This is a genomic window from Achromobacter sp. NCFB-sbj8-Ac1-l (assembly GCF_052695805.1).
The window spans coordinates 1,049,965-1,072,618 of record NZ_CP199812.1 but is presented as its reverse complement, the minus strand read 5'-3'; the positions used below and the strand labels follow the sequence as shown (position 1 = coordinate 1,072,618).

Sequence of the window (22,654 nt, the reverse complement as noted above, 5' to 3'; positions counted from 1 at the left end):
TTCCGTGCGGCGTCAGCCCGCAGGCGGCGCCAGCTTGCCGCCCAGACGCAGCACTTCGCCCCGCAGGAACTCCAAGGCTTCGGCCGCTGCCGCGGGTTCCCCCTTGACGCCCAGATCGATGTGCGGGGTGCCGCCGGCCTCGCCGACGCTGGGCAGACTGAACGCGCGCACACCCGGCCAGCGGGTTTCGACGGTTTGCATCGCCGGGGTGATGCGCGATTCGGGCATGCTGAACACCAGGAAGGAATGCTCGGCGTGCTGGCGCACATGCTGCAATGCACGATAGCGCGTATCGAGCGTCCATTCGAGCATCGGCCAGGCCATCACCGGAAAGCCCGGCACGAAGGTGTGGTCGCGGATGAAGAACCCGGGAATGCGGTTGTAGGGATTGGGGACGATCTCGCAGCCCTGGGGGAAGACGCCCATCTGCAGGCGCTGCTGGTTTTCCGGCGCGCTCATGTCGGCCGTGCCTTGGCCCTTGGCCGCCATTTCGGCGGTGCGCAGGGCAATCGCCTGCTCGGCCTCGGGGTGCAGCGCCAGCGGCAGGTCCAGCGCCGCAGCGGCGGCCTGGCGGGTATGGTCGTCGGGCGTGCCGCCGATGCCGCCGCACGAGAACACCACGTCGCCCGTGGCGAAGCTGCGGCGATAGGCGGCCACCAGCGTGTCACGCTCGTCGGGCAGGAATTCGGCCCAGCTCAGTTGCATGCCGCGCGCGGCGAGCAGTTCGACGACTTTGGAGAAGTGCTTGTCCTGCCGGCGGCCCGACAGGATTTCGTCGCCGACGATGATGAGGCCGATGCGGCGGGAGGCGGATTCTGCAGCCATGTCCGGTTCCAGATTGAGGCGGTTGAATGGGGGAAAGGCGTGACGGTCAGGCGACGTCGATGGTGCGTTCCTGGCGCAGGCGCTGGACGGCGTCCAGCCCGTAGTGTGCATAGACCAGCGCCGAGAACACCGGCAGGATGATCCAGGCAGGCGGCAGCAGGTTCAAGAGCGAGCAGATCAGGCCGATGACCCAGAAGCCGCCGTTGTTGCGCTTGAGGATGATCTTGCGTTCGGCGGGGCTGGCGTGTTCGACGATGGCGTCCAGCCGCATCATGCGCGAGAACGCGAAGGCCCACCAGAACACCGACAGCACCACGGCCATGGGCGGCACCAGCCACAGCGGCAAGGTGAGCAGCCAGCCGACGGCAAACGCCACCGACACCCAGACCGCGTTCCAGACGCTGACTGCGGTGGAAAACTTGCCCTGCCGCCCCAGGCCGGCGTACTCGCGCTGGCCGACGTGGCGCAACACCAGCGGCATGACGAACACGGCCGCGATGGCCAGGCCCAGGATGCCGGACACCGGCAGCAGGATGGCGGCCGCGATCACCGGTATCAGGTAGATCTTGAGCGAAAACAACCCCATCGCCACCAGCCATTCGTCAGTGCGGTTGACGAAGTCCCAGTGCGAGGCCTCGACGCGCAACCATTCGGTCAGGGGCGTCCAGAACAGCCAGAGCAGCAGGAACGCGCCGACCAGCGCGATCAGGAATGGCAGCAGCACCGCGAACAGCATCGACGGGTGGCATTGCGAGACCAGCGCGCGCTTGAAGGCTTGCGCCACGCTGCCCGCAGGTCCGGAAAAGCCCCCGGCGCCGGAGGCTTGGGTATCAGTGCGCAAGGCGGTCATGGCATGACGAATATAAGGTGGGCATCCCGGGTATGATAGTCAAACACGCTTGCCTTCGCTCGTATGACACTCCTGGTACCCGGTTCCGATCTGACCGCCCTGCGCGCCCAACTGGCGGCCTCGCCCCAGTCCTGGCTTATCGCCTGTTTCTGCGCCGCCTGGTGCGACACCTGCGGCGAATACCGGCCCAAGCTGCGCACGCTTTCCGGCACCCTGCGCCAGCATGTATTCGCCTGGATCGACATCGAAGACCATGCCGAATTGCTGGGCGAAGTCGACGTCGAGAATTTCCCCACCCTGATGGTCCAGATCAAAGGCCGAGTCGTCTTCTACGGCCCCATGCTGCCGCATATCGGCCACCTGGAACGCCTGCTCGACAGCCTGAACGAAGACAGCCCGGCAGTGACGTCGGACCTGCCCGACTTGCCCCGGCTGCTCACGGCCTGATTCGTCAGCGAACGACCTGCAAACAAAAAGCGCCCGGCCAGGGCGCTTTCTCTTTGGGGCATCGGGCGCATACCGGATGCGCCCTGTTTACTTCACTTTCGGCTACCGCCCAGCAACACGGCGATCTGGCGCTTGGGTGCGGACGAATTGCCATTTTGGCGCGGGGCCTGCTCTTGCTCCGGGGCCGGCGCGGCCGAGGGCTCGTAGGGCTTGAGGAAGAAATCGTCCACCGGCTGGCGCGACGAGCTGGAACCATAGGCGCCGCCCGAGCGGCGGTCTGACGAACGGCCACGCTCGCGGCCGCCTTCGCGGCTGTCACGGCCCTCGCGGCCTTCACGCGACGAAGAACCGCGCTCGCGGTCTTCACCGCGGCCATGGCTGCGGGCCACCAGGTCGGCCGGCACGTCGAGCGTGCCACGCGGCACTTCGCGCTTGATCAGCTTTTCGATGTCGAGCAGGAAGCGCTCTTCGTCGGGCGTGAACAGGGCAATGGCTTCGCCGGAGGCGCCCGCGCGGCCGGTACGGCCAATGCGGTGGACGTAGTCTTCGGCGTTGTAAGGCAGATCGTAGTTGATGACGCAAGGCACGCCGGCCACGTCCAGGCCGCGGGCGGCCACGTCGGTGGCGACCAGGACTTCGAGTTCGCCGGCCTTGAAGGCTTCCAGTGCCTTCATGCGGTCGGCCTGGGTCTTGTCGCCGTGGATGGATTCGGCCTTGACGCCGTCACGCTCGAGTTCGCGGGCCAGGCGGGCCGTGCCGATTTTGGTGTTCGAGAACACGATGACCTGCTTCAGGCCGCGCGACTTCACCAGGTGCACCACGGCGGCGCGCTTCTTGTCGCCCGCCATCTTGTAGGCGATCTGCGTGATGGTGGTGGCCGTGGCGTTGCGCGCCGCGACTTCGATTTCGACGGGGTGGTTCAGGTACGAACGGCCGAGCTTGCGGATTTCGTTGCTGAACGTGGCCGAGAACAAGAGGCCTTGGCGCTGCGCGGGCAGCAGGCGGATGATGCGTTCCAGGTCGGGCAGAAAGCCCATGTCGAGCATGCGGTCGGCTTCGTCCAGCACCAGGATGCCGACCTGGCTGAGATTCACGTTCTTTTGCTCGACGTGGTCGAGCAGGCGGCCCGGCGTGGCGACCAGCACTTCGCAGCCGCGGCGCAGCGCTTCTTTCTGCGGGCCGATGTCGACGCCACCGAACACCACGGCCGAACGCAGCGGCGTCTGCTTGCTGTAGCGCTTGACGCTTTCGTAGACCTGGTCTGCCAGCTCGCGCGTGGGCGTGAGGATCAGTGCGCGCACAGGGTGCCGCGCGGGCGAGGCGCTGGTGTTGGCCAAGGGCATCAGGCGATGCAGGATGGGCAACGTGAATGCGGCGGTCTTGCCGGTACCGGTCTGGGCGGCGCCCATGACGTCGCGCCCTTCGACCACGACGGGGATGGCTTGCGCCTGGATCGGGGTGGGCGTGGTGTAGCCGGTTTCGGCGATGGATTGCAACAGCAGGGGGTGCAGCCCGAAGTCGGAGAACGTGGGCGTAGGCGCGGGCGCTGCGGCGGTGGGTGCTGCGGATTGAGTGGATTCAGTCATCAGGGTTTGGCAGATACCGGGACCAGTGAAAAAGAACAAAACGAGAGTGCTGCGAGCACTGCACATGCATATGCATCGGGACAACCGGAACGCGCGCCACGCTCGCGCGGCCACGTGCAAACCACCCGCTCATTGCGGGCAATCTGCACCCTGCCTTGCAGGCCAGGTGGCGCATTCTGGTTTCGATACTTATGAGGGGCAGTACCAGGCCCGGATTGCTGTGGATAAGTTGATTTTAGCGCAGCCGGCCTACCACACGGGCAAGCGTGTGTCAGGAATGCCTCGCGGCCGGCTCTGACGCCCGGCCAGCCCGCCCCGGCACGTCCCAAGGAGTGTCCAACAGGTGGACACTCCTTGGGCAGACTGCGGTCGTCAGCCTGCCAACCAGCGCAAGCCCCACAGCACCACCATGCCGACGACGATGACCAGCACCGCGCTGCGGGTGCGCAGGAACACCAGGATGGCTACGACGCCTGCCACCAGCTTGTAGTCGAAAATCGGGCCTAGCCCGGCCTTCCAGGGCAGCAGGTCCGGCACCACGATGGCGGTCAGCGCGGCGGCCGGTGCGTAGCGCAGGGCGCGGCGCACGCCGTCGGGCAGCGGAATGTAGTCGCCGAACAGCATGAAGCCGGCGCGCGTCAGCACGCTGCACAGGGCCAGCAACAGGATGGCGGAATAGACGTAGATCTCGGATGGCCAGAGGGTCATGCGCGCGCCTTGAAGAAGCGTTCGGCCCACATGCCCGCCACGACGCCGGCGATGACCGCCGCCGCCAGGCCCAGGCGCAGCGGCAGCACCTGGCCAGTCCAGGCGACCACGCCGGCTGCCAGCATCGACACCAGCATGGGCTTGGAATTGGCCAGCGGCACTGTGATGGCCAGCAGCGCCAGCACGGCCGCGAAGTCCAGCGACCAGCCGGTCGGCACCATGGTGCCCAGGTAGATGCCCACGATCGACGAGGACTGCCAGACCAGCCAGCCGGGGGCGATGGTACCGATGAAATACCAGAGCTGTTCGCGGGTGCCGCGCTCGGCCGCGTCGCCGAAACGGGGCATGAACAGCACGAAGCCCATGTCCGTGGTGAAGTACCCCAGGCCCAGGCGCTTGGGCCAGGACAGGTGGCGGAAATAGGGTTGCAGCGCGGCGCCGAAGATCAAAAAGCGCAGGTTCACCACGCAACCCGCCGCGAAAATGAGCCACAGCGGGGCCCCCGTGGCGATCAGCGGCAGGGACGTCAGTTGGGCCGAGCCGGCGTACAGCAGCAGGGTCATGGCCAGCGCCATGGATTCGGTCAGGCCCGACTTGACCATGGCCACGCCGGTCACCAGGCCCCAGGTTGCGGTGGCGATCAGGGCCGGCACGATGGCGTGCACCCCGGCCCGGAACGCGGCGACGCGCTCCTGGCGGACCACCCGCGGATCTTCGGTTTCGGGAAACGCGGACTCAGAGGACAACGGCAGGCCCCTGGGTATTCGGACAGGACGACATGGGAACTCTATGGAAGGAAACTCACGACAACCTGCTCGCCCGCCGGGGCCGCGGCGGCCCGAAGGCACCACGCCGGTGCGCGAATAGGGGCCTATTGTAACCTCGCCGCTTGATACAATACGGCCCTCACATTGAGAGGGGAGCAGACCATGTCGATGGCTGACCGCGATGGCTTCATCTGGTATGACGGCAAACTCGTGCCCTGGCGCGACGCGACCACGCACGTCCTGACGCACTCCCTGCACTACGGCCTGTCGGTCTTCGAAGGGGTACGCGCCTACCATGCCGAGATCGGCACGGCGATCTTCCGCCTCGAAGACCACACCAACCGGCTGTTCAACTCGGCGCACATCTACCAGATCCCGATGCCCTTCGATCGCGACACGATCAACGAGGCCCAGCGGATGGTGGTGCGCGAGAACAAGCTCGAATCCGCCTACCTGCGCCCGCTGGTGTTCTACGGCCCCGAGAAAATGGGCGTGTCGCCCAAGGGCGCGAAGGTGCACGTGGCGATCGCCGCCTGGCCCTGGGGCGCGTACCTGGGCGAAGAGGCCCTGTCACAAGGCATCCGGGTGAAGGTGTCGTCGTTCGCCCGCCAGCACGTCAACGTGACGATGCCGCGCGCCAAGGTGGCCACCACCTACGCCAACTCGATCCTGGCCAACACCGAAGCCTTGCAGGACGGCTACGACGAAGCCCTGCTGCTGGATACCGAAGGCTTCGTGGCCGAGGGGTCCGGCGAGAACCTGTTCATCGTCAAGGACGGCGTGCTCTGCGAACCCGAGATCGCGTCAGCCTTGACCGGCATCACCCGCTCGACCATCCACGCACTGGCCGCCGACGCAGGCTTGCGCATTGTTACCAAGCGCCTGACGCGCGACGACGTTTATATCGCCGACGAGGCCTTCTTCACCGGCACGGCCGCCGAAGTCACGCCGATCCGCGAGGTCGACAACCGCCAGATCGGCACGGGCCAGCGTGGCCCCATCACCGAGAAACTTCAGAAAGCGTTTTTTGACATGGTGAATGGCCGCAACCCGAAGTACCATCACTGGCTGAGCAAAATCTGATTCGCGCCGCCCTGCCTGCCAGGGCGGCATTACTGCCCCAACCTACCGACCACCGGTATTTTTATTCAGGAAATTCCATGACCGCTGCTGCCCCGGCCGCCGTCCCGCACCCCCACGAAGTCATCGAAGTCGGCGCCGAAGACCTGCCCGTCTTCTGTCCGGGCCCCAAGGCCCCGCTGTGGAGCATGCACCCGCGCGTCTTCCTGGACGTCGCCCGTAGCGGCTCGGCGCGCTGTGCCTACTGCGGCGCGGAATACCGGCTCAAGCCCGGCACCGTGCTGCACGGCCACCACTAAGCCTACGCCGCAACCGCCAAACCATTGCCGCCATCATGTTCGCCACGCCCGAAGAAGCAGAACACGCGTTCTACGAAGCCCTTGAGCAGGGGGACACCGTCCGCCTGATGCAAGTGTGGGCGGACGACGAGGAAGTCGTCTGCATCCATCCGGGAGGCCTGCGCATCGTGGGCCACTCGGCGGTGCACGAATCCTGGCAGCACGTGCTGGCCAATGGCCCCCTGCACATCCGGCCGCTGCGTCCGCTGGTCATGCTGAGCATGATGTGCGCGGTGCATGTGCTGGTCGAACAGGTGGCCGTGCGCACGCGGGAAGGCACGCAGTTCGCCAACTGCTACGCCACGAACATCTACCACAAGGGTCCCACCGGCTGGCGCATGGTCATGCACCATGCCTCGTCGGCGCCCACGGAAGCCGGGGTGCTCGATTTGCACGACGTACCCGACATGCTGCACTGAAGCGGGTGGATTTGTTGGCTGCTGCTCGTTTCGATTCGACACCCTGCCCCGTACCCTCCTGGTTGCCCGGAGGCGATGCCCAGACGGTCTACGCCGCGCTGTTCGCGCAGTACCACCGTATTGCCTTCGTGCGCGACCGGGTCGAAACGCCCGATACCGATTTCGTCGATTTCGACTGGACCGGCCCCGGGCTGTTCCCGCACAAGGCCGCCGATGGCGCGCCGGTCAGCGGCCAATTGCCCGTGGCCAATGGCAAGACTGCCGCGGCCCGCTGGATGACCGACGCCGACTGGCAATCGCTGCCGCAAACGCCCGAGACCCCGGCCCTGCTGCTGTTCCACGGCCTGGAAGGCGGCAGCAACAGCCGCTATGCGCAGTCCATCGCGCACCATTTCCGCGCACGCGGCTGGATCGTCGTCATTGCCCACTTTCGCGGTTGCTCCGGCGTGCCCAACCGGCTGGCGCGCGCCTATTACTCCGGCGATTCCGCCGAAGTCGGTTTCTTGCTCAAGACGGTGCGCGACCGCATCCCGCACGCGCGCTGGCACGCCGTGGGCGTGTCGCTGGGCGGCAATGCACTGCTGAAGTACCTGGGCGAGCACCACGAAGAGACCACCTGGCTGACCGCCTGCGCGGGCGTGTCCGTACCGCTGGATCTGGTGGCCTGCGGCAAGACGCTGTCCACCGGATTCTTCAACCGCAAGGTCTACACGGGCCATTTTCTCAAGACGCTCAAGCACAAGGTGCTGGAAAAGGCCCACCGCTACCCGGGTGCCATCGACGTCATGCGCATCGCGCATGCGCGCGACCTGCGCGATTTCGATGACGCCTACACCGCGCCCATGCACGGGTTCCGCAATGCGCTGGATTACTGGACCCGCGCATCCAGCAAGCCGTGGCTGCCGCAGATCTCGGTGCCCACGCTGGTGCTCAACGCGCTGAACGATCCGTTCATTCCGGCCAGCGCCCTGCCCAAGCCGGACGAATGTTCGTCCAGCATCCTGCTGCACCAGCCCACCGACGGCGGCCATGCCGGCTTTCCGACGGGCGCATTCCCCGCACACCTGGGCTGGCTGCCGCAGCGCCTGGGCCGCTTCTTCGAGACCGGGCTATAAGTGCCGCGCGGGGGTGCCGGCAGCCTGCCGGCGCCGTCCGGCCCGCGTCAGCCCGACTTGAAGCGCTCCAGCAACTGACGCTCTTCGGCCAGCTTGTCTTTCACTTCCTTGATCTGAACGTCGATCTGCGACTGCTCGTAGAAGTCCGTCGACATGCCGCGCGCCTGCTGCAGCTGCGATTCGGCCGCGGCGAACGCGCCGGTCATCACGTAGTAGCGGGCCAGATCGCGGCGCGCCTGCACCGGCTTGCCGGTGCGCTCTTCGCTTTGCGCCAGCATCTGGTAGAGGCTCGGCTCGTCCGACCCCCACTGCTTGATCTTGGCACGCAGATACTCTTGCGCCTCGGCGTGACGGCCATTGCCTTGCAGCGCCGTGGCATAGGCCAGCCCCAACGCACGCTGCTCGGGCCAGCGCCGGATGGCGGCCTGCGCCAGGTCCTGCGCACGGCGGTAGTCCTTGCGGGCCAGGGCAATATCGATGGCCAGCTTGGCCATCTGCGGCGAATCGCGGCCATCGGCCGAGGCCTGCCCCAGATAGCGCTCGGCCTCGTCCAGGCTGTTGCGCTGGAAGGCCTGCAGCGACAGGCCATAGTAGGCCGCCGAGCGGCGCACGCCTGACAGGGCCTGCGCTTCGTCCTGCAATTGCTGGGTCGCCGAACGCAGGCTGACCGCGTCGCGTCCCTGCACCACGCGCATCTTGGCGCGCACGTACCAGAAATCGTCGCTGTCGACGTGGCGCGACGGCGGCAAGGAGCGCACGCGGTTCTGCACATCGGACATACGCTCGATGGACAGCGGGTGGGTGCTGGCCCAGGAACCGCCGCCGGCGCCCTCGTTCAGGCGCGAGGCGTTCATCAGGCGCGAGAACATCTGCGCCATGCCCTGGGCGTCGAAGCCCGCCTTGGTCAGCATGGTGAAGCCAGCCCGATCGGCCTCGCGCTCGGCATCGCGCGAAAAACCCAATTGGCGGTTGATGGCGGCGGCCTGGCCGAATGCGGCCACGCCCATCGCCAGGTTGCCCCCCCCGCCCGCCAGGGCGGCCAGCAGAGCACCCGCCAAACTGGCCAGCATGACCATGCTGTTCTGATTCTGCTGCGTCATGCCGCGGGCGATATGGCGCTGCACGACGTGGCCGATTTCGTGCGCCAGCACCGCAGCCAGTTCGGACTCGCTGCCCGAGGACACGATCAGCCCCGTATTGACGCCAATGAAGCCGCCCGGCATGGCGAAGGCATTGATCTCGGGGTCGCGCACGCCGAACATTTCAACGTCCGGGACGGCCCCCGGCGAGAACGACGCCAGCTTGCGCCCCATGGTGGTGAGGTACTGGCTGAGTTCGGGGTCGTCGATATACGTGGGATCGCGGCGGCCCTGCGACATGATGGCTTCGCCCAGGCTGCGCTCGAGCATGGGCGAAAGATCCGCGGCGGACGCGGCGCCCATGGTGGGCAAGCCCACGGGCTGGGCCCAGGCGGCCACGGGCAAAGTGGGCGCGACCAGGGCGAGGCAAATTCCGGCGATCGCGCCCCGTTGCGCAATCGAGCAAATGGATGGCATTTTCCTGCGGTTCATAAGCCTATGATAGCGATGCGCTTAAAATGTTTCATCGTTACCCCCTACGAGGTTTCAATGCGTCCCGTCCGTAAAGCCGTTTTCCCCGTCGCCGGCATGGGCACGCGCTTCCTGCCCGCCACCAAGGCGATGCCCAAGGAAATGCTGCCCGTGGTCGACAAGCCGCTGATTCAGTACGCCGTCGAAGAAGCCGTGGCTGCGGGCATTACCGACCTGATCTTCGTTACGGGTCGCAACAAGCGCGCCATCGAAGACCATTTCGACTCCGCCCCCGAGCTCGAATCCGACCTCGAAAGCAAGGGCAAGCATGAGCTTCTGGCCATGGTGCGGGGCATTCTACCTGCCCACGTCAATTGCCTCTATATCCGCCAGTCGGCCCCGCTGGGCCTGGGGCACGCCGTGCTGTCGGCCGCCCCCGCCGTGGGCGACGAACCCTTCGCCGTGCTGCTGGCCGACGACCTGATCGACGCCGATACCCCCGCGATGAAGCAATTGGTGGATATCGCCGTCGCCCAGAACGCCAGTGTCCTGGGCGTGCAGGACGTGCCGCGAGAAGACACCCGCAAGTACGGCATCGTGGCTACCCGCGCGGGCGACACGCGCGCCGACGGCCGCACCGAACGCGTGACCCATATCGTGGAAAAGCCCAACCCCGACGCCGCGCCCTCGACGCTGGCAGTGGTGGGCCGGTACGTGCTGGAAGCCGCGATCTTCGACCACCTGCGCTCGACCAAGATGGGTGCCGGCAACGAGATCCAGTTGACCGACGGCATCGCCTCGATGATGCGCGAACGCGCGGTGTATGCGCACCGCTACGAAGGCACGCGCTACGACTGTGGCAATAAGGCGGGGATGTTCCAGGCTACGGTAGCGCTGGGCAGGAAGTACCACGGCCTGCTGACGGATTGATGCGGCGGCCGCGACAGGCCGGCTCCTGAAGACGTCAGGACGGCTCGCGGCCAGGCCTCAGACAGATGCCGCGCGGGCGCGCGCCCGCGCCTTGGCCATCGCGTCCCGGTCGGCCTTGCGCAGGCGCCCCTTGGCCGACAGGCGCATCAGCGTGCCCAAGGCCACCATCAGCCCGATCACTTCCACCAGCGCGGCGGGAATCCACATGGTCAGGCCGCCGATGGTCTGGTCGGTTTGCGCAGACATGGCGATCGCGCGGCCGCACAGCTCGAACAAGGGATAGATGTCGCTTTCCGTGAAGGCGATGACCGCCCCCGCCACCATCTGGGGCAGCATGGTCAGGATCGGTGAGATGACGCGGCCGCCCGGCGTCATTGCGGCAGGCGGACTGGGGCGGCGGTCCAGAATCAGGTTCCAGTACATGAAACCGCTGATCACCACGGACCAGTTCATCACGCGATACAGGCGCCAGTCGAGCATGGAATAGAACTGCACCGACGGAATCAGCCAGACCAGCACCAGGAACACGAACAGGGTCGGCACGAAGATCTTGTGGGTCAGCAGCGTGACGGTGGCGCGGCCCGCGCCCGTGCGCAGGAAATCACGCAGGCGGATCCGCCAGGCCATCGGCAGCCCGGCCCTCATGACCTGCCCGGGAAATGCCGCCATGACCAGCAACGGCCCCAGGTGGTGCAACACCAGGTGCTGGATGCGGTGAATGAAGAACATGCGCTCGGCGTAGTAGTCCAGGCGGGTGTGCATGGACAGGTACAGCAGCACCATGCCCGCCCAGAACAGCACGCGCCGCGCGCCCGAGACGTGGTGCACGCGTTGACCGCGCACGAACAGCACGATGGCCACCAGGAAGGAGGCCACCAGCGTGGGAGAGAACTCCCAGGGTATGAGCCATTCGAGACTGTCCATGCGTGTCATCCGGAAATTGCCGGCGGGGGGAGCCGCCCGGGCCTAAAACGCGCAACCGGGGTCGATTGTAGTAGACCCGGGCGGCCCCCGTCCGGCTCAGAAGCGGTGCGAAATCCCCGTGCCAAAACGCGACGTGTGGGAATGGCCCGGATCGAACTGGTTGTCCAGGGTGTAGTTGGACGTATAGCCGGCGAACGCGTAGAGCGTGGTGCGCGGCGACAGGTCGTAGGTATAACCCAGCGTCACCAGTTGCGCGTTGCGCGCCTTGGCGCCGTCGTCCCATTTCCAGTCGGGGTTGGCCAGCGACCATTGCACCACCACGGCGCCGTGCCCTACCGGCACGCTGGCCCCCAGCAGCCAGGCGTTGACCGTGCCGCCGCGGGCAAATGCCGCCGGCCCCAGGTTCTGGCCGAGGTTGTCGGGGTCGCCGCCGTCCAGGCCGACATAGCCGTTGCGCTGCCGCGACCAGGCCACCGACACCTTCACGACCTCGAAATCGTAGGACGCCCCCAACTGCACGGCCTGGGGCCGCCCGCTGCTGCCGGCGAGCGGTTCGGCCAGGCGCATCTGGTCCCAGGTGGCGACCGCCAGGAGAGGACCGTCCTCGTACTTCAGGCCCAGGCTGATGGCACGGTTGTTGGCGGCGGTCTGGAAGCGGTCGCGGCCGTCGGCGTCGAATGAATAGCCGACGCCCGCCTGAAAACCCTGCCAGGTCGGCGTGTAGTAGTTGACCAGGTTGCTGAACTGGTAATTGTCGGACGCCTTGAAGGTGGCGCCCATGCCCATTTCCTTCCAGGAAGCGAGTTCCAGCGCATTGCCGTAGGTCTTGCCGACGGTGTACTGGCGACCCAGCCGCAGATCGCCGTAGGCCTCGTGCGCCATGCCGACCCAGGCGCCGTAGTTGAACAGTCGGTCGTCGTCGGCGCGCTTGCCGGTGGACGGGTCGAAGCCGCTTTCCAGCTGGAAACGCGTGCTCCAGCCATCGCCCAGGTCTTCGCTGCCGCGCAGGCCCCACAGGGAATCGGTCAGCCCGCCGTTGAGCAGGCCGCTGTGGCTGCCTTGTCCCGACGTGTGGGTGGTGGCGATGCCCGCATCGACCACGCCATAGAGTTGCACGCCGGGGCCATCGCCCGCCGCATGCGCCATCAAGGGAAACCCTGCCGCGCCCGCCATCAGCGTCTTGGCAACAGTCGTGATTTTCATAGCTATCTCCTGAGTGCGCGGCGGGCGCCCTGCCCGCCGCCAGGTGGTTCGGTTTGACTATTGCCAGCCGTAGCGGCGGACCCAGATGCCCTTGAGCAGTTGCGTCAGGACGCAGTAGCTCAACAGGATGCCTGCCAGCCACGGAAAGTAGGACCACGGCAGTGCCTGCAGCTGGAAGTACCCCGCCAGCGGCGAGAACGGCAGGAACAACCCCATTCCGACCACCATGACCGTCATGGCCATCAGGGGCCACGCGGCACGGCTTTGCAGGAGCGGAATCTTGCGTGTGCGGATCATATGCACGATGAGCGTCTGCGACAACAGCCCTTCGACGAACCAGCCCGACTGGAACAGCGTCTGGTGCTCCGGCGCATTGGCCTGGAACACGTACCACATGAGCGCGTAGGTGGTGATGTCGAAGATGGAGCTGATGGGGCCGAAGAACACCATGAAGCGGCCCAGGCCGGCCGGGTCCCATTGCTGCGGCTTTTTCAGGAGTTCTTCGTCGACATTGTCGAACGGAATGGCCGTCTGCGATATGTCGTACATCAAATTCTGCAGCAGCAGGTGGATCGGCAGCATCGGCAGGAACGGCAGGAAGGCGCTGGCCACCAGCACCGAGAAGACATTGCCGAAATTCGAGCTGGCGGTCATCTTCAGGTACTTGAGCATGTTGCAGAAGGTCTTGCGGCCTTCGATCACGCCGTCTTCCAGCACCATCAGGCTTTTTTCCAGCAGGATGATATCGGCGGCTTCCTTCGAAATGTCGACCGCCGAATCCACCGAGATGCCCACATCCGCCGCGCGCAGCGCCGGGGCATCGTTGATGCCATCGCCCATGAAGCCCACGGTATTGCCCTGCGCCCGCAGCGTATGGACGATGCGCTCCTTGTGCGCCGGGGTCAGCCGGGCAAAGACGTTGGCCTCGCGCACGGCCAGGGCCAACTGGGTGTCGTCCATGGCCTCGATCTGGTCGCCCAGGTAGACCTTGCGGACCTCGAAGCCCACTTCGCGGCACACCTTCTGCGTGACCAGCTCGACGTCGCCGGTCAGCACCTTCACTTCGATACCGGAATCGCGCAGGGCCGCCAGCGCCGGGCCGGTGGATTCCTTGGGGGGATCCAGGAAGGCGATGTAGCCCACCAGCACCAGGTCGGACTCGTCGGCCACGCCATAGGCCTGCTGCGTGGGTGGCAGTTCGCGCACGCCCACCGCAATGACGCGCAGCCCGTCGCGGTTCAGGTCGGCGGTGACACGACGAATGTCGGCGCGCCGCGCATCGGTCAACAGGTGCACGTCGTTGCCCACGCGCAAGCGCGTGCAGACCGCCAGCATTTCTTCCAGCGCGCCCTTGCAGATCAGTTCGTGGTGCTCGCGGCCGTTTTCGGTTTCGCTGACCACCACCGACATGCGGCGGCGCGAGAAGTCGAACGGAATCTCGTCGATCTTGCGATAGCGCGTGGCCAGGGCCAGCTTGCGCTCGACCTCGGCGTGGCGCAGAACGGCCACGTCCAGCAGGTTCTTCAGGCCGGTCTGGTAGTAGCTGTTCAGGTAGGCATAGGCCAGCACGTCGTCGCTGGTGGCGCCATAGACGTCCGTGTGGCGTTCGAGCACGATGCGGTCCTGCGTCAGCGTGCCGGTCTTGTCGGTGCACAGCACGTTCATTGCGCCCAGGTTCTGGATCGCATCCAGCCGCTTGACCACCACCTTGCGCCGCGACATCCGCACCGCGCCCTTGGCCAGCGTGGCCGTGACGATCATGGGCAGCATTTCCGGCGTCAGGCCCACCGCAATCGCCAGCGCAAACAGCAGCGCTTCCAGCCAGTCGCCCTTGGTGAAGCCGTTGATCAACAGCACGATCGGCGCCATCACCAGCATGAAGCGGATCAGCACCCAGCTCACGCGGTTGATGCCTTGCTGGAACTGGGTGGGCATACGCGAGGTCTGTGTCACGCGGCCGGCGAGTTGACCGAAGTAAGTGCCCGAGCCGGTCGCGATCACCAGGGCGCTGCCGGACCCGCTGACCACGTTGGTGCCCATGAAGGCCATATTCTCCAGTTCGAGCGCATTGGCGGTCTCGGTGCGTTGCACGGCGTACTTTTCGACCGGCAGCGATTCACCGGTCAGGGCCGCCTGGGCAATGAACAGGTCCTTGGCGCCCAGGATGCGGCAATCGGCGGGAATCATGTCGCCCGCGGACAGCAGCACCACGTCGCCCGGCACCAGCTCGGCCAGCGGCACTTCGATCTGGCGCGAGCCGGACGCGTGCAACGTGGCGCCGAAGAAGCGCCGGGCGTCGCCCTCGGCCATGCCGGCGGCATCGCTGCGCAGCACGGTGGCGGTGTTCTGCACCATCGCCTTCAGGGCTTCGGCGGCGCGGTTCGAGCGCCGTTCCTGCACAAAACGCAGCAGCGTGGAAATCACCACCATCGAGCCGATGATGATGACGCCCTTCCAGGACTGATCGTCGGGCTCGGCCATGTAGACGTCGGTGACCCAGGACAGGCTGGCCAAGCCCGTCAGGAGCAGGTTGAAGGGATTGCGGAAGGATTGCCACAGGTGGGCATACCAGGTCAGCGGCTTTTCGTGGTCGACCTCATTGGCGCCGTAGCGCGCCCGGGCCTCGTCGGCCTGCACTTCCGACAGGCCGCCGCGACCGCTGCGGAACATCGAGAACAGGGCGTCGAAATCCATGCGGGATACATCCAGCATGCGGCGATTGGCGCGACGCGACGCGTCGGAAGCCGTAGCGGCCACCGCCTGGCCGGTGCCTTCAAGCATGGGGGAACGCCGGAAATGGCGCCCCGACCGCCGCAACCCGGCGGCGGAAGAGAAAAAGGTCTTCAGGAATTTAAACATCGGAGTGCTCGGGTTCTTGGTGTTGTTCTGGGAGACACGGACGACAGGCAGCCGGGCCTGATCGCAGGCAGCACGGGGCCACGACCTGCGCCAAGCAGGCCGAATCCGCCACGTACAGGCGTGCGCAGGCACCGGGGCGATGTTGCCGGTGTCCGGATCGCGTCGATGGGCGCGCCGGAGTGCGTGAAGCGGAACGGGAAACTAGCGGAAGAACCGGGGCCGGCGGAACGGGCGCGCGCGAAGCGGGCCTGGCCGGGGGTTCAGGGCTGCGGATTCCGTACGGACCGGGAGACTATCCGGCCAGTCGGCTCGCATGGAGAGGACAGGTCAGACAGGCAACCGGGCGCCACGCACGTGGCGCAATCGAGGCTCGGGGTCTATGGCACTGGGCATGGTCTCTCCTGGGGGAATAGGGGCGGATTCAGGCCGCCAGCGGTTGGGCGCCGAAATGCACGTGGCGCACGGCGGGGTTGGCGCTCAGGCGACGGGCTTGCGACATCAGTTCGCCACGCAGTTCGGGAGGGCAATTGACGGTGATGCAGGCCGACGCCATGGCCGGGTCGGTGCCCTGGTCGATCTGCACCTGCGAGACATCGAGTCCGGCGGCGCTGAAGTCCAGGCAGATCTGCTTGCGCAGGGCGCCCAGCTCGTCACGCGGACAGATGACCGTCAGGCGCGAGGTGCCGCGGCGGCGGCCCAGGGCGGTTGCACGGTCTACGCCGGCGCGGCGCAGGAACAAGTCGAAGAAACGCATAACGACCTCCATTGCAAAATGGGGAGCGGTATCGCGGATACGCGCGCACACACGCACGGCGCTGGGCGGGCGGGCACGAAACAGACGTGCGCGAACGCGGGCGCTGCGACTAGCGGCGGTTCTGGCGGATGATGTTGGGGGAGAATCCTGGCAAGCCGTGGGCTTGCGCTGCTGCCCCGGATGCTGCCTGGGGCTTGGGATACAACCGCAACCTGTTCAACAGGCTGCGGCAGATGGAGTTCTGCGTGGACCTGTTAAACAGCGACGTCGATGCAAGATCGACTACTTTCGCCGGAATCGGTATTCACGAAGACTGCTCCTGAGATGGATAACAGCAAAATTTTACGCGGGTTTCCACTGATGGACAAGGTTTGGGGACATAAAAGGCCCCTTTTGTGCGAAAAAGGATGCAGACCGCTTGCGGCCTGCATCCCTGCCCGGCATCAGGCGTAGAAATGCCAGCCCAGGTAGGCCGCGAACAAGGCATAGAAACCGCCCACCGCGGACAGCGCCGGCACGCTCATGACCGAACGGCGGAAACGCAGCCACAACAGGCTGATCGACAGCATGGTGAACAGGCCGGCCGCCAACAGCGGGCCATCCAGCAGCCAGGGCGTCATGAAGATGCCCAGGGCGCTGGGAATGGTGGCCTGGATCATCATGGCGCCGGAAATGTTGGCCAGCGCCAAGCGTTCCTTGCCCTGGCGCACCCAGATCAGCGCGTTCATGATTTCGGGCAGCTCGGTGGCCACCGGGGCCAGCAGCAATGCCGCCACGTGCGGCGACGCGCCCATGGCCACGCCCAGGATTTCGATCTGGTTGACGAACACGTGTGACGCGCCGGCGATCACGACCAGCGCCAGCAGGGTCTGGGTGGCCGCCCAGAACATCGACGGGTTGTCGTCACGCGGGCGCAGCTTGAGCGGTTCCAGGTCCTCGCAGTCGATGCATTCTTCATCGTTGCTCAGTTCGCGCTTGATGTACAGGCCGTAGGTAGCCAGGAACAGGATGCCCAGCCAGGGCTTCCAGGCAAAAGCCAGAAGGCCCAGCCCGACCTTGAAGACGAAGATGCCCATGAACCAGGCCTGGTCGCGGGCCAGCCGGCGCTGGTCCGCGTTGATACAGTTGGCTTGCGCGGGTTGGCCGCGACGGGCGCGCCACAGGGCAAAACCGACGACGGCATAGGCCAGGGTCGCCAGCACCAGCGGGCCGCCCATGGCGGCACCGACGCCGATGTCTTTCTGTTCGGGGGTGTCGCCGAAGACCACGGCCATGAAGGTGACGGCGCTTTCGGGCAACGCGGTGCCGAAGGCCGCCAGCACGGTGCCGGTGGCGGTCGCGCCCAGCTGGAAGCGATGTCCGACCCATTCGACGCCGTTGACGAAGAATTCGCAGGCAAGATAGATCACTGCCGCGGACAGGAAAAACAGGAACAGGGTGAGCAACATATAGACGCAGCCGGACGAGCAGAAACCAATTGGCGCGACGCAACGGCTCGCCCGGCCAGGGTGAACGCTACGCGGCCAAAGGTCTCGCCTGGCTGATTCGTGCGCGGGTGGGCCGCGACACGAAGACCGTTAGCGCCATGGAGTTCTGGCAACCGCTACGCGGCACCGAACCACCAAGTCTGTTGACGCTAACTCCTTTGGGGACAAAGGATGGCTACTCCCCAATGACAGAGCCGCGATTGTAGCAGCGCGGGCATGACAGTCCAGTGAATCCGCTCGCCGCGCACGGGAATGCGGCCGCACTGTCGCATCGGCGGCACGGCGAGTAAAGTAAATGGCATTCCAGCTTCCTGACGGCGCTGCGCGCCCCTTTGCCCATGAGCCTGCCTCCCGACGACATCGCCCCCTTCGCCGCCCGGCGCCAGCGCCTGATGGAGCGGATGCGCGCGGACGGAGGCGGCATCGCCATCCTGGCGACCGCGCCCGAAGCCATCCGCAACCGCGACGCCGAATATCCGTATCGGCACGACAGCGACTTTTTCTACCTGACCGGCTTTACCGAACCGGGCGCCTGGCTGGTGCTGGTGGCGGGCGCCACCGACCGTGCCCTGCTGTTCTGCCGCCCGCGCCATATCGAACATGAAATCTGGGAAGGCCACCGGTTCGGCCCCGAGGCGGCAGCCGAGCACTTCGGTTTCGACGACGGGCAGCCGCTGGACGCGCTGGATGAACTGATGCCCAAGCTGCTGCTGGACCAGCCCACGCTGTATGCGCCGCTGGCCGGCGACAAGCGCACCGACGGCCGCCTGCACCGCTGGCTGGCGGCGGCGCGCGAGTCCAGCCGCGGCGGCCACGCGCCCCCGGATCGGCAACAGGACATCCGCCCCATCCTGGCCGAGATGCGGCTGATCAAGGACCCCTCGGAAATCGCCGCGATGCGCCGGGCGGCCAAGATCTCGGCCGGCGCCCACGCCCGCGCCATGCGCGTGGCGCGAGCCGGCATGCGCGAATACGAACTGGAAGCGGAACTGCTGTATGAATTCCGCCGCCACGGGGCGCAGGCAGTGGCCTACAACAGCATCGTGGCCGCGGGCGCCAATGCCTGCGTGCTGCACTACCCGGCCGGCGAAGCCGTGCTGCGCGATGGCGACCTGGTGCTGATCGATGCCGGCTGCGAGGTCGACAGCTACGCCAGCGACATCACCCGCACCTTTCCCGTGAACGGCCGCTACAGCGGCCCGCAGCGCGCGCTGTACGACCTGACCGTGGCCGCCCAAGCGGCGGCCGCGCAGGCCACCGCGCCCGGGCGCGGCTGGAACGACGGCCACGAGGCCGCGGTGCGCGTACTGGTGCAGGGCATGCTGGACCTGAAGCTGCTGAAGGGGTCACTGGATGGCGTCATCGAATCGGGCGACTACAGCCGCTTCTACATGCACCGCACCGGCCATTGGCTGGGCCTGGATGTGCACGACGTGGGGGACTACCGCCAGCCGGGCGCGGGCCCCGGCGCCGAGCGCCCCTGGCGCACGCTGCAAGCCGGCATGATGCTGACCATCGAGCCGGGCATCTACGTGCGCCCGGCCGACGACGTGCCCGAGGCGTACTGGAATATCGGCATCCGCACCGAAGACGACGCCCTGGTGACGGACGAAGGTTGCGAGCTGATTACCCGCGGCGTGCCGGTACAGGCCAGCGAGATCGAGGCGCTGATGCGCGAATAGGGTTGACGTGGGGGGGCGGCGCGGTCAGAGCGTCAGGCCATCCAGCCAGCCCATCGCCACCCACACATACACCACCACCATGGCGATGGCGAACATGGACACCGTGGCGCCGACCAGGCAGGCCAGGATGGCCACCAGGACCGGGCCCCAGCCCGTCTTGCTGGACGGCGGCAGGCCCGGGTTGTAGAGACGGTCGAATTTCTCGTCGGGCATCAGCGAAAACACCGCGCTTTCGATGAAGCCGTCGATCATGGGAATGAACAGCACGAAGAACGCCGGGTTGTCCCACCAGACCGGGTAGTAGCGGAACGCGCAGAACAGGCTGACCAGCGCCACCGTCGTCACCAGCCAGGCGTGGCGGCGGCCCAGGTACCACCAGTGCGCGCCCAGCCAGCCGAACAGGCAGGCCAGCAGGCCGACGGCGACCTTGCCGCGCGGACGGCGGCCGATGGCGGCGGAAAGCGAAGAAGAAGCTTCGAGCTGCGTCATGTCGATCAACCGGTATAAAGGTCCCTGGCGCCAAGCCGCGCCGGCTGCCGTGGATTGTAGTGGACGGGTAAAATCCGGGCATGACTATCTCCGCCTTCGACATTGCGATTCTTGGCGCCGGCCCGGTCGGCCGGGTGCTGGCGCTGATGCTGGCGCGCGTGGCGCCGGACCCGGCCCGCATCGCGCTGCTGGCCGGCACGGCGCCGGTGCCGGTCACGCCCGACGCCGCGATCCCCGCGGCCGATCCCCGCGTGCTGGCCATGAACCACGGCAGCCGGGTGCTGCTGGAGTCGCTGCAGGCCTGGCCCGCCAAGGCGGCGGACATCCTCAATATTCATGTGTCGCAGCGCGGCCGACTGGGTCGCAGCGTCATCCAGCACACCGATTTCGACGTGCCGCAGCTGGGTTGCGTGGTGGCCTATTCCGCGCTGCATGCCAAGCTGGAAGAGCGCGTGGCCGCCAGCGGCGTGACGCTGCTGTCCGGCCCCCCGGCCCAGATCGACGGCCAGGACGGCGACGGCGTGCGTATCAGCCAGGGCGACACCGCCCTCAGTTGCCGCGTCGCCGTGCAGTCGGACGGCGCAGGCGCCAGCGACCTGCGGCGCGACTACGGCCAGCACGCCCTGCTGACCACCGCCCATGCCACGCTGCCGCGCCGCGGCTGGGCCTGGGAGCGCTTTACCGCGGAAGGTCCGCTGGCGCTGCTGCCGCACCCGCAACTGGCCGACGCCTATTCGGTGGTCTGGTGCAGCGCGCCCGAACGCGCCGCCGAACTGGCCGCGCTGGACAACGCCGCGTTCTCGCAGGCGCTGTCCGCCGCCTTCGGCGACCGCCTGGGCCGACTGTCGTGCCAGGCCCCGCGCCATGTCTTTCCCCTGGCGCTCAGCGCCCGCCGCGCCCTGGTGCAGGGCCGCATGGCGGCCATCGGCAATGCGGCGCAGACGTTGCACCCGGTGGCCGGCCAGGGGCTGAACCTGGGGCTGCGCGACGCCGCCCGGCTGGCCCAGGCGCTGGGCGGCTGGCTGGCCCAGCCCAACGCCAGCCCCACCGCCGCGTTGGCCGATTTCGGCCGTGCGCGCCAGTTCGACCGCGTCGTGACGGCCGGCCTGACCGACCTGATGCCGCGCATCTTCGCCACCGGCCTGGCGCCAGTCGAGCACGCCTGCGGGCTGGCCCTGCTGGGCCTGGACCTGGCCGCGCCCCTGCGGGCGCCGCTGGCGCAGCATCTGCTGACGGGTTTCCGCGCCTGATCGCCCCGTTTTTCGCCTATTTGTTACCAAGCTGTTGCAGGACGAAAAAGAGGGTTCGATCGAGCCGGTTAAAATGTGAGCATGCGCATAGGCCCGTGGACCCTTCCCAACAACGTTCTTGTCGCGCCCATGGCGGGCGTGACGGACCGTCCTTTCCGTCAGCTCTGCAAGAAATTGGGGGCAGGTTATGCCGTGTCGGAAATGGCCGCCAGCAACCCCAAGCTGTGGGATAGCGTCAAGACCTCGCGCCGCCTGAACCACGACGGCGAGATCGCCCCCGTGTCGGTGCAGATCGCCGGCGCCGACCCGGCCATGATGGCCGAGGCGGCGGCGTTCAACGCCAACAAGGGCGCGCGCATCATCGACATCAACATGGGTTGCCCGGTGAAAAAGGTCTGTAACGTGGCGTCGGGCTCGGCCCTCTTGCGCCACGAAGACCTGATCGCCCGCATCCTGGATGCCGTGGTCGAAGCCTGCGCCCCGCTGGGCGTACCCGTCACGCTGAAAACCCGCACCGGCTGGGACCGCGACAGCCGCAATGCCCTGCGCGTGGCCCGAATGGCCGAAAACGCCGGCATCGCCGCCCTGACACTGCACGGACGCACGCGTGCCGACCTCTATACGGGAGAGGCGGAATATGACACTATCCGCGCCGTCCGCGCCGAGCTGAAGATTCCGTTGATCGCCAACGGCGACATCGACTCGCCGGAAAAAGCCAAGCGCGTCCTGGATTACACTGGCGCCGACGCGGTCATGATCGGCCGGGCGGCCCAGGGCCGTCCCTGGATCTTCCGCGAAGTCGACCACTACCTGCGCACGGGCGAAACACTGGCCCCTCCCAGCTATGGGGAAATGCGCGAACTGCTGCTTGAACATCTCGACGACCACTACCGCTTCTATGGCGAACACACCGGCGTACGCACGGCGCGCAAGCACATAGGGTGGTATCTGGACGGCCTGCCGGATGCGGACTCGTTCCGCGACCGCATGAACCTCATCGACAACACCCGCGACCAGTGGCGGGCGGTGTCGGACTGGTTCCTCAATATTTGTCGCGACGGCAACAACCCGGCGCCTGTCGCGAAAGCCCTGCTGGCGGCATGACCGCCTCAACACCAACATAAAAATATCTGTACTCAAATGAGCAAGAAAGATGTCCTGGAAGAATGCGTGCGCGCCAGCCTGGAGCGCTATTTCGAAGACTTGGGTGAATCCGAGCCCCACGATATGTGGGACATGGTGATGCGCTGCGTGGAGCGCCCGGTGCTTGAAGTGGCGTTGGAACGGTCGGGCGGCAACCAGTCGCGGGCATCCGAAATGCTGGGCATCACGCGCAACACCCTGCGCAAGAAACTGCTGGCTCATAACATCCAGGTATAGCGTTGCCTTGA

At 66.5% G+C, this 22,654-nt stretch carries 22 protein-coding genes and 1 riboswitch; of the genes, 10 read left to right on the top strand and 12 right to left on the bottom strand.

The features are described 5' to 3' along the window. Nucleotides 1-12: 12 nt before the first annotated feature. Together ACUDP5_RS05000 and ACUDP5_RS04995 are read right to left on the bottom strand one after the other, a co-directional pair. Nucleotides 13-825, bottom strand: a complete 813-nt coding sequence (locus tag ACUDP5_RS05000; protein ID WP_263914699.1) for a molybdopterin-binding protein — start codon at nt 823-825, stop codon at nt 13-15. 46 nt (nt 826-871) lie between these two features. After that, on the bottom strand, nt 872-1,675 hold the full coding sequence (locus ACUDP5_RS04995) for an EI24 domain-containing protein (protein WP_445658278.1): 804 nt from the start codon (nt 1,673-1,675) through the stop codon (nt 872-874). Between the two features lie 63 nt (nt 1,676-1,738). Between ACUDP5_RS04995 and ACUDP5_RS04990 the strand changes: the two genes are divergently transcribed. Then, complete coding sequence (locus ACUDP5_RS04990; RefSeq protein ID WP_445658277.1) at nt 1,739-2,122, top strand: thioredoxin family protein; 384 nt, start codon at nt 1,739-1,741, stop codon at nt 2,120-2,122. A 92-nt stretch (nt 2,123-2,214) separates the two neighbouring features. On the opposite strand, the gene ACUDP5_RS04985 is transcribed toward ACUDP5_RS04990, so the two are convergent. From ACUDP5_RS04985 to ACUDP5_RS04975, 3 genes are all read right to left on the bottom strand, one after another. Continuing rightward, nucleotides 2,215-3,708 (bottom strand): DEAD/DEAH box helicase, encoded by a 1,494-nt coding sequence (locus ACUDP5_RS04985; RefSeq protein ID WP_445658276.1) that lies wholly within the window; start codon nt 3,706-3,708, stop codon nt 2,215-2,217. A 372-nt stretch (nt 3,709-4,080) separates the two neighbouring features. Next, nucleotides 4,081-4,416 carry an AzlD domain-containing protein gene (locus ACUDP5_RS04980; protein ID WP_263914703.1) on the bottom strand — a complete coding sequence of 112 codons (336 nt, stop codon included), beginning with the start codon at nt 4,414-4,416 and terminating at the stop codon, nt 4,081-4,083. Then, nucleotides 4,413-5,162 (bottom strand): AzlC family ABC transporter permease, encoded by a 750-nt coding sequence (locus ACUDP5_RS04975; RefSeq protein WP_263914704.1) that lies wholly within the window; start codon nt 5,160-5,162, stop codon nt 4,413-4,415. Before ACUDP5_RS04975 ends, ACUDP5_RS04980 begins: the two co-directional genes overlap by 4 nt. A 183-nt stretch (nt 5,163-5,345) precedes the next feature. Between ACUDP5_RS04975 and ACUDP5_RS04970 the strand changes: the two genes are divergently transcribed. From ACUDP5_RS04970 to ACUDP5_RS04955, 4 genes are all read left to right on the top strand, one after another. Further along, a complete protein-coding gene (locus tag ACUDP5_RS04970; protein ID WP_263914705.1) occupies nt 5,346-6,266 on the top strand; it encodes a branched-chain amino acid transaminase in 921 nt (306 codons plus the stop codon). Between the two features lie 77 nt (nt 6,267-6,343). Continuing rightward, nucleotides 6,344-6,562 (top strand): zinc-finger domain-containing protein, encoded by a 219-nt coding sequence (locus ACUDP5_RS04965; RefSeq protein WP_025136835.1) that lies wholly within the window; start codon nt 6,344-6,346, stop codon nt 6,560-6,562. Between the two features lie 35 nt (nt 6,563-6,597). Next, nucleotides 6,598-7,020 (top strand): YybH family protein, encoded by a 423-nt coding sequence (locus tag ACUDP5_RS04960; RefSeq protein WP_006393176.1) that lies wholly within the window; start codon nt 6,598-6,600, stop codon nt 7,018-7,020. A gap of 14 nt (nt 7,021-7,034) precedes the next feature. Continuing rightward, nucleotides 7,035-8,135: an alpha/beta fold hydrolase gene (locus ACUDP5_RS04955; RefSeq protein ID WP_263914706.1), complete on the top strand. Its 1,101-nt coding sequence runs from the start codon at nt 7,035-7,037 to the stop codon at nt 8,133-8,135. A 47-nt stretch (nt 8,136-8,182) separates the two neighbouring features. On the opposite strand, the gene ACUDP5_RS04950 is transcribed toward ACUDP5_RS04955, so the two are convergent. After that, nucleotides 8,183-9,691 (bottom strand): M48 family metalloprotease, encoded by a 1,509-nt coding sequence (locus ACUDP5_RS04950; RefSeq protein ID WP_445658275.1) that lies wholly within the window; start codon nt 9,689-9,691, stop codon nt 8,183-8,185. A 72-nt stretch (nt 9,692-9,763) separates the two neighbouring features. On the opposite strand from ACUDP5_RS04950, the gene galU reads away from it, so the two are divergent. After that, a complete protein-coding gene (galU, locus tag ACUDP5_RS04945; protein ID WP_263914708.1) occupies nt 9,764-10,615 on the top strand; it encodes a UTP--glucose-1-phosphate uridylyltransferase GalU in 852 nt (283 codons plus the stop codon). A 57-nt stretch (nt 10,616-10,672) separates the two neighbouring features. Here the strand turns inward: galU and ACUDP5_RS04940 are convergent, their stop codons facing one another. From ACUDP5_RS04940 to ACUDP5_RS04920, 5 genes are all read right to left on the bottom strand, one after another. After that, on the bottom strand, nt 10,673-11,548 hold the full coding sequence (locus tag ACUDP5_RS04940) for a cytochrome c oxidase assembly protein (protein ID WP_263914709.1): 876 nt from the start codon (nt 11,546-11,548) through the stop codon (nt 10,673-10,675). 87 nt (nt 11,549-11,635) lie between these two features. Then, a complete protein-coding gene (locus ACUDP5_RS04935; RefSeq protein WP_445658274.1) occupies nt 11,636-12,742 on the bottom strand; it encodes a porin in 1,107 nt (368 codons plus the stop codon). A gap of 57 nt (nt 12,743-12,799) precedes the next feature. Beyond that, complete coding sequence (gene mgtA / locus ACUDP5_RS04930; RefSeq protein ID WP_445658273.1) at nt 12,800-15,601, bottom strand: magnesium-translocating P-type ATPase; 2,802 nt, start codon at nt 15,599-15,601, stop codon at nt 12,800-12,802. A 421-nt stretch (nt 15,602-16,022) separates the two neighbouring features. Continuing rightward, complete coding sequence (locus tag ACUDP5_RS04925; protein ID WP_445658272.1) at nt 16,023-16,355, bottom strand: hypothetical protein; 333 nt, start codon at nt 16,353-16,355, stop codon at nt 16,023-16,025. Nucleotides 16,356-16,798: 443 nt separating this feature from the next. After that, nucleotides 16,799-17,803: a sodium:calcium antiporter gene (locus ACUDP5_RS04920; protein ID WP_263914713.1), complete on the bottom strand. Its 1,005-nt coding sequence runs from the start codon at nt 17,801-17,803 to the stop codon at nt 16,799-16,801. Nucleotides 17,804-17,882: 79 nt separating this feature from the next. Continuing rightward, nucleotides 17,883-18,045, bottom strand: a riboswitch (yybP-ykoY riboswitch). Between the two features lie 135 nt (nt 18,046-18,180). Here ACUDP5_RS04920 and ACUDP5_RS04915 point away from each other — a divergent pair. Further along, nucleotides 18,181-19,524 (top strand): aminopeptidase P N-terminal domain-containing protein, encoded by a 1,344-nt coding sequence (locus ACUDP5_RS04915; RefSeq protein ID WP_445658271.1) that lies wholly within the window; start codon nt 18,181-18,183, stop codon nt 19,522-19,524. A 24-nt stretch (nt 19,525-19,548) separates the two neighbouring features. Here the strand turns inward: ACUDP5_RS04915 and ACUDP5_RS04910 are convergent, their stop codons facing one another. Beyond that, on the bottom strand, nt 19,549-20,013 hold the full coding sequence (locus tag ACUDP5_RS04910; protein ID WP_263914715.1) for a hypothetical protein: 465 nt from the start codon (nt 20,011-20,013) through the stop codon (nt 19,549-19,551). A gap of 80 nt (nt 20,014-20,093) precedes the next feature. On the opposite strand from ACUDP5_RS04910, the gene ACUDP5_RS04905 reads away from it, so the two are divergent. From ACUDP5_RS04905 to ACUDP5_RS04895, 3 genes are all read left to right on the top strand, one after another. Then, the gene (locus ACUDP5_RS04905; RefSeq protein ID WP_445658270.1) at nt 20,094-21,263 is read left to right on the top strand and encodes a UbiH/UbiF/VisC/COQ6 family ubiquinone biosynthesis hydroxylase; all 1,170 of its coding nucleotides are present in this window, start codon (nt 20,094-20,096) and stop codon (nt 21,261-21,263) included. Between the two features lie 81 nt (nt 21,264-21,344). After that, a complete protein-coding gene (dusB, locus tag ACUDP5_RS04900) occupies nt 21,345-22,367 on the top strand; it encodes a tRNA dihydrouridine synthase DusB (RefSeq protein ID WP_445658269.1) in 1,023 nt (340 codons plus the stop codon). A 36-nt stretch (nt 22,368-22,403) separates the two neighbouring features. Then, on the top strand, nt 22,404-22,643 hold the full coding sequence (locus ACUDP5_RS04895) for a helix-turn-helix domain-containing protein (protein WP_006217670.1): 240 nt from the start codon (nt 22,404-22,406) through the stop codon (nt 22,641-22,643). Nucleotides 22,644-22,654 lie beyond the last annotated feature (11 nt).

Excerpts from the sequence above, each read along its gene's own strand:
- ACUDP5_RS05000 (WP_263914699.1), bottom strand. The coding sequence starts at position 825 with ATGGCTGCAGAATCCGCCTCCCGCCGCATCGGCCTCATCATCGTCGGC.
- ACUDP5_RS04995 (WP_445658278.1), bottom strand. The coding sequence starts at position 1,675 with ATGACCGCCTTGCGCACTGATACCCAAGCCTCCGGCGCCGGGGGCTTT.
- ACUDP5_RS04990 (WP_445658277.1), top strand. The coding sequence starts at position 1,739 with ATGACACTCCTGGTACCCGGTTCCGATCTGACCGCCCTGCGCGCCCAA.
- ACUDP5_RS04985 (WP_445658276.1), bottom strand. The coding sequence starts at position 3,708 with ATGACTGAATCCACTCAATCCGCAGCACCCACCGCCGCAGCGCCCGCG.
- ACUDP5_RS04980 (WP_263914703.1), bottom strand. The coding sequence starts at position 4,416 with ATGACCCTCTGGCCATCCGAGATCTACGTCTATTCCGCCATCCTGTTG.
- ACUDP5_RS04970 (WP_263914705.1), top strand. The coding sequence starts at position 5,346 with ATGTCGATGGCTGACCGCGATGGCTTCATCTGGTATGACGGCAAACTC.
- ACUDP5_RS04965 (WP_025136835.1), top strand. The coding sequence starts at position 6,344 with ATGACCGCTGCTGCCCCGGCCGCCGTCCCGCACCCCCACGAAGTCATC.
- ACUDP5_RS04960 (WP_006393176.1), top strand. The coding sequence starts at position 6,598 with ATGTTCGCCACGCCCGAAGAAGCAGAACACGCGTTCTACGAAGCCCTT.
- ACUDP5_RS04950 (WP_445658275.1), bottom strand. The coding sequence starts at position 9,691 with ATGCCATCCATTTGCTCGATTGCGCAACGGGGCGCGATCGCCGGAATT.
- galU (WP_263914708.1), top strand. The coding sequence starts at position 9,764 with ATGCGTCCCGTCCGTAAAGCCGTTTTCCCCGTCGCCGGCATGGGCACG.
- ACUDP5_RS04940 (WP_263914709.1), bottom strand. The coding sequence starts at position 11,548 with ATGACACGCATGGACAGTCTCGAATGGCTCATACCCTGGGAGTTCTCT.
- ACUDP5_RS04935 (WP_445658274.1), bottom strand. The coding sequence starts at position 12,742 with ATGAAAATCACGACTGTTGCCAAGACGCTGATGGCGGGCGCGGCAGGG.
- mgtA (WP_445658273.1), bottom strand. The coding sequence starts at position 15,601 with ATGTTTAAATTCCTGAAGACCTTTTTCTCTTCCGCCGCCGGGTTGCGG.
- ACUDP5_RS04925 (WP_445658272.1), bottom strand. The coding sequence starts at position 16,355 with ATGCGTTTCTTCGACTTGTTCCTGCGCCGCGCCGGCGTAGACCGTGCA.
- ACUDP5_RS04920 (WP_263914713.1), bottom strand. The coding sequence starts at position 17,803 with ATGTTGCTCACCCTGTTCCTGTTTTTCCTGTCCGCGGCAGTGATCTAT.
- ACUDP5_RS04915 (WP_445658271.1), top strand. The coding sequence starts at position 18,181 with ATGAGCCTGCCTCCCGACGACATCGCCCCCTTCGCCGCCCGGCGCCAG.
- ACUDP5_RS04910 (WP_263914715.1), bottom strand. The coding sequence starts at position 20,013 with ATGACGCAGCTCGAAGCTTCTTCTTCGCTTTCCGCCGCCATCGGCCGC.
- ACUDP5_RS04905 (WP_445658270.1), top strand. The coding sequence starts at position 20,094 with ATGACTATCTCCGCCTTCGACATTGCGATTCTTGGCGCCGGCCCGGTC.
- dusB (WP_445658269.1), top strand. The coding sequence starts at position 21,345 with ATGCGCATAGGCCCGTGGACCCTTCCCAACAACGTTCTTGTCGCGCCC.
- ACUDP5_RS04895 (WP_006217670.1), top strand. The coding sequence starts at position 22,404 with ATGAGCAAGAAAGATGTCCTGGAAGAATGCGTGCGCGCCAGCCTGGAG.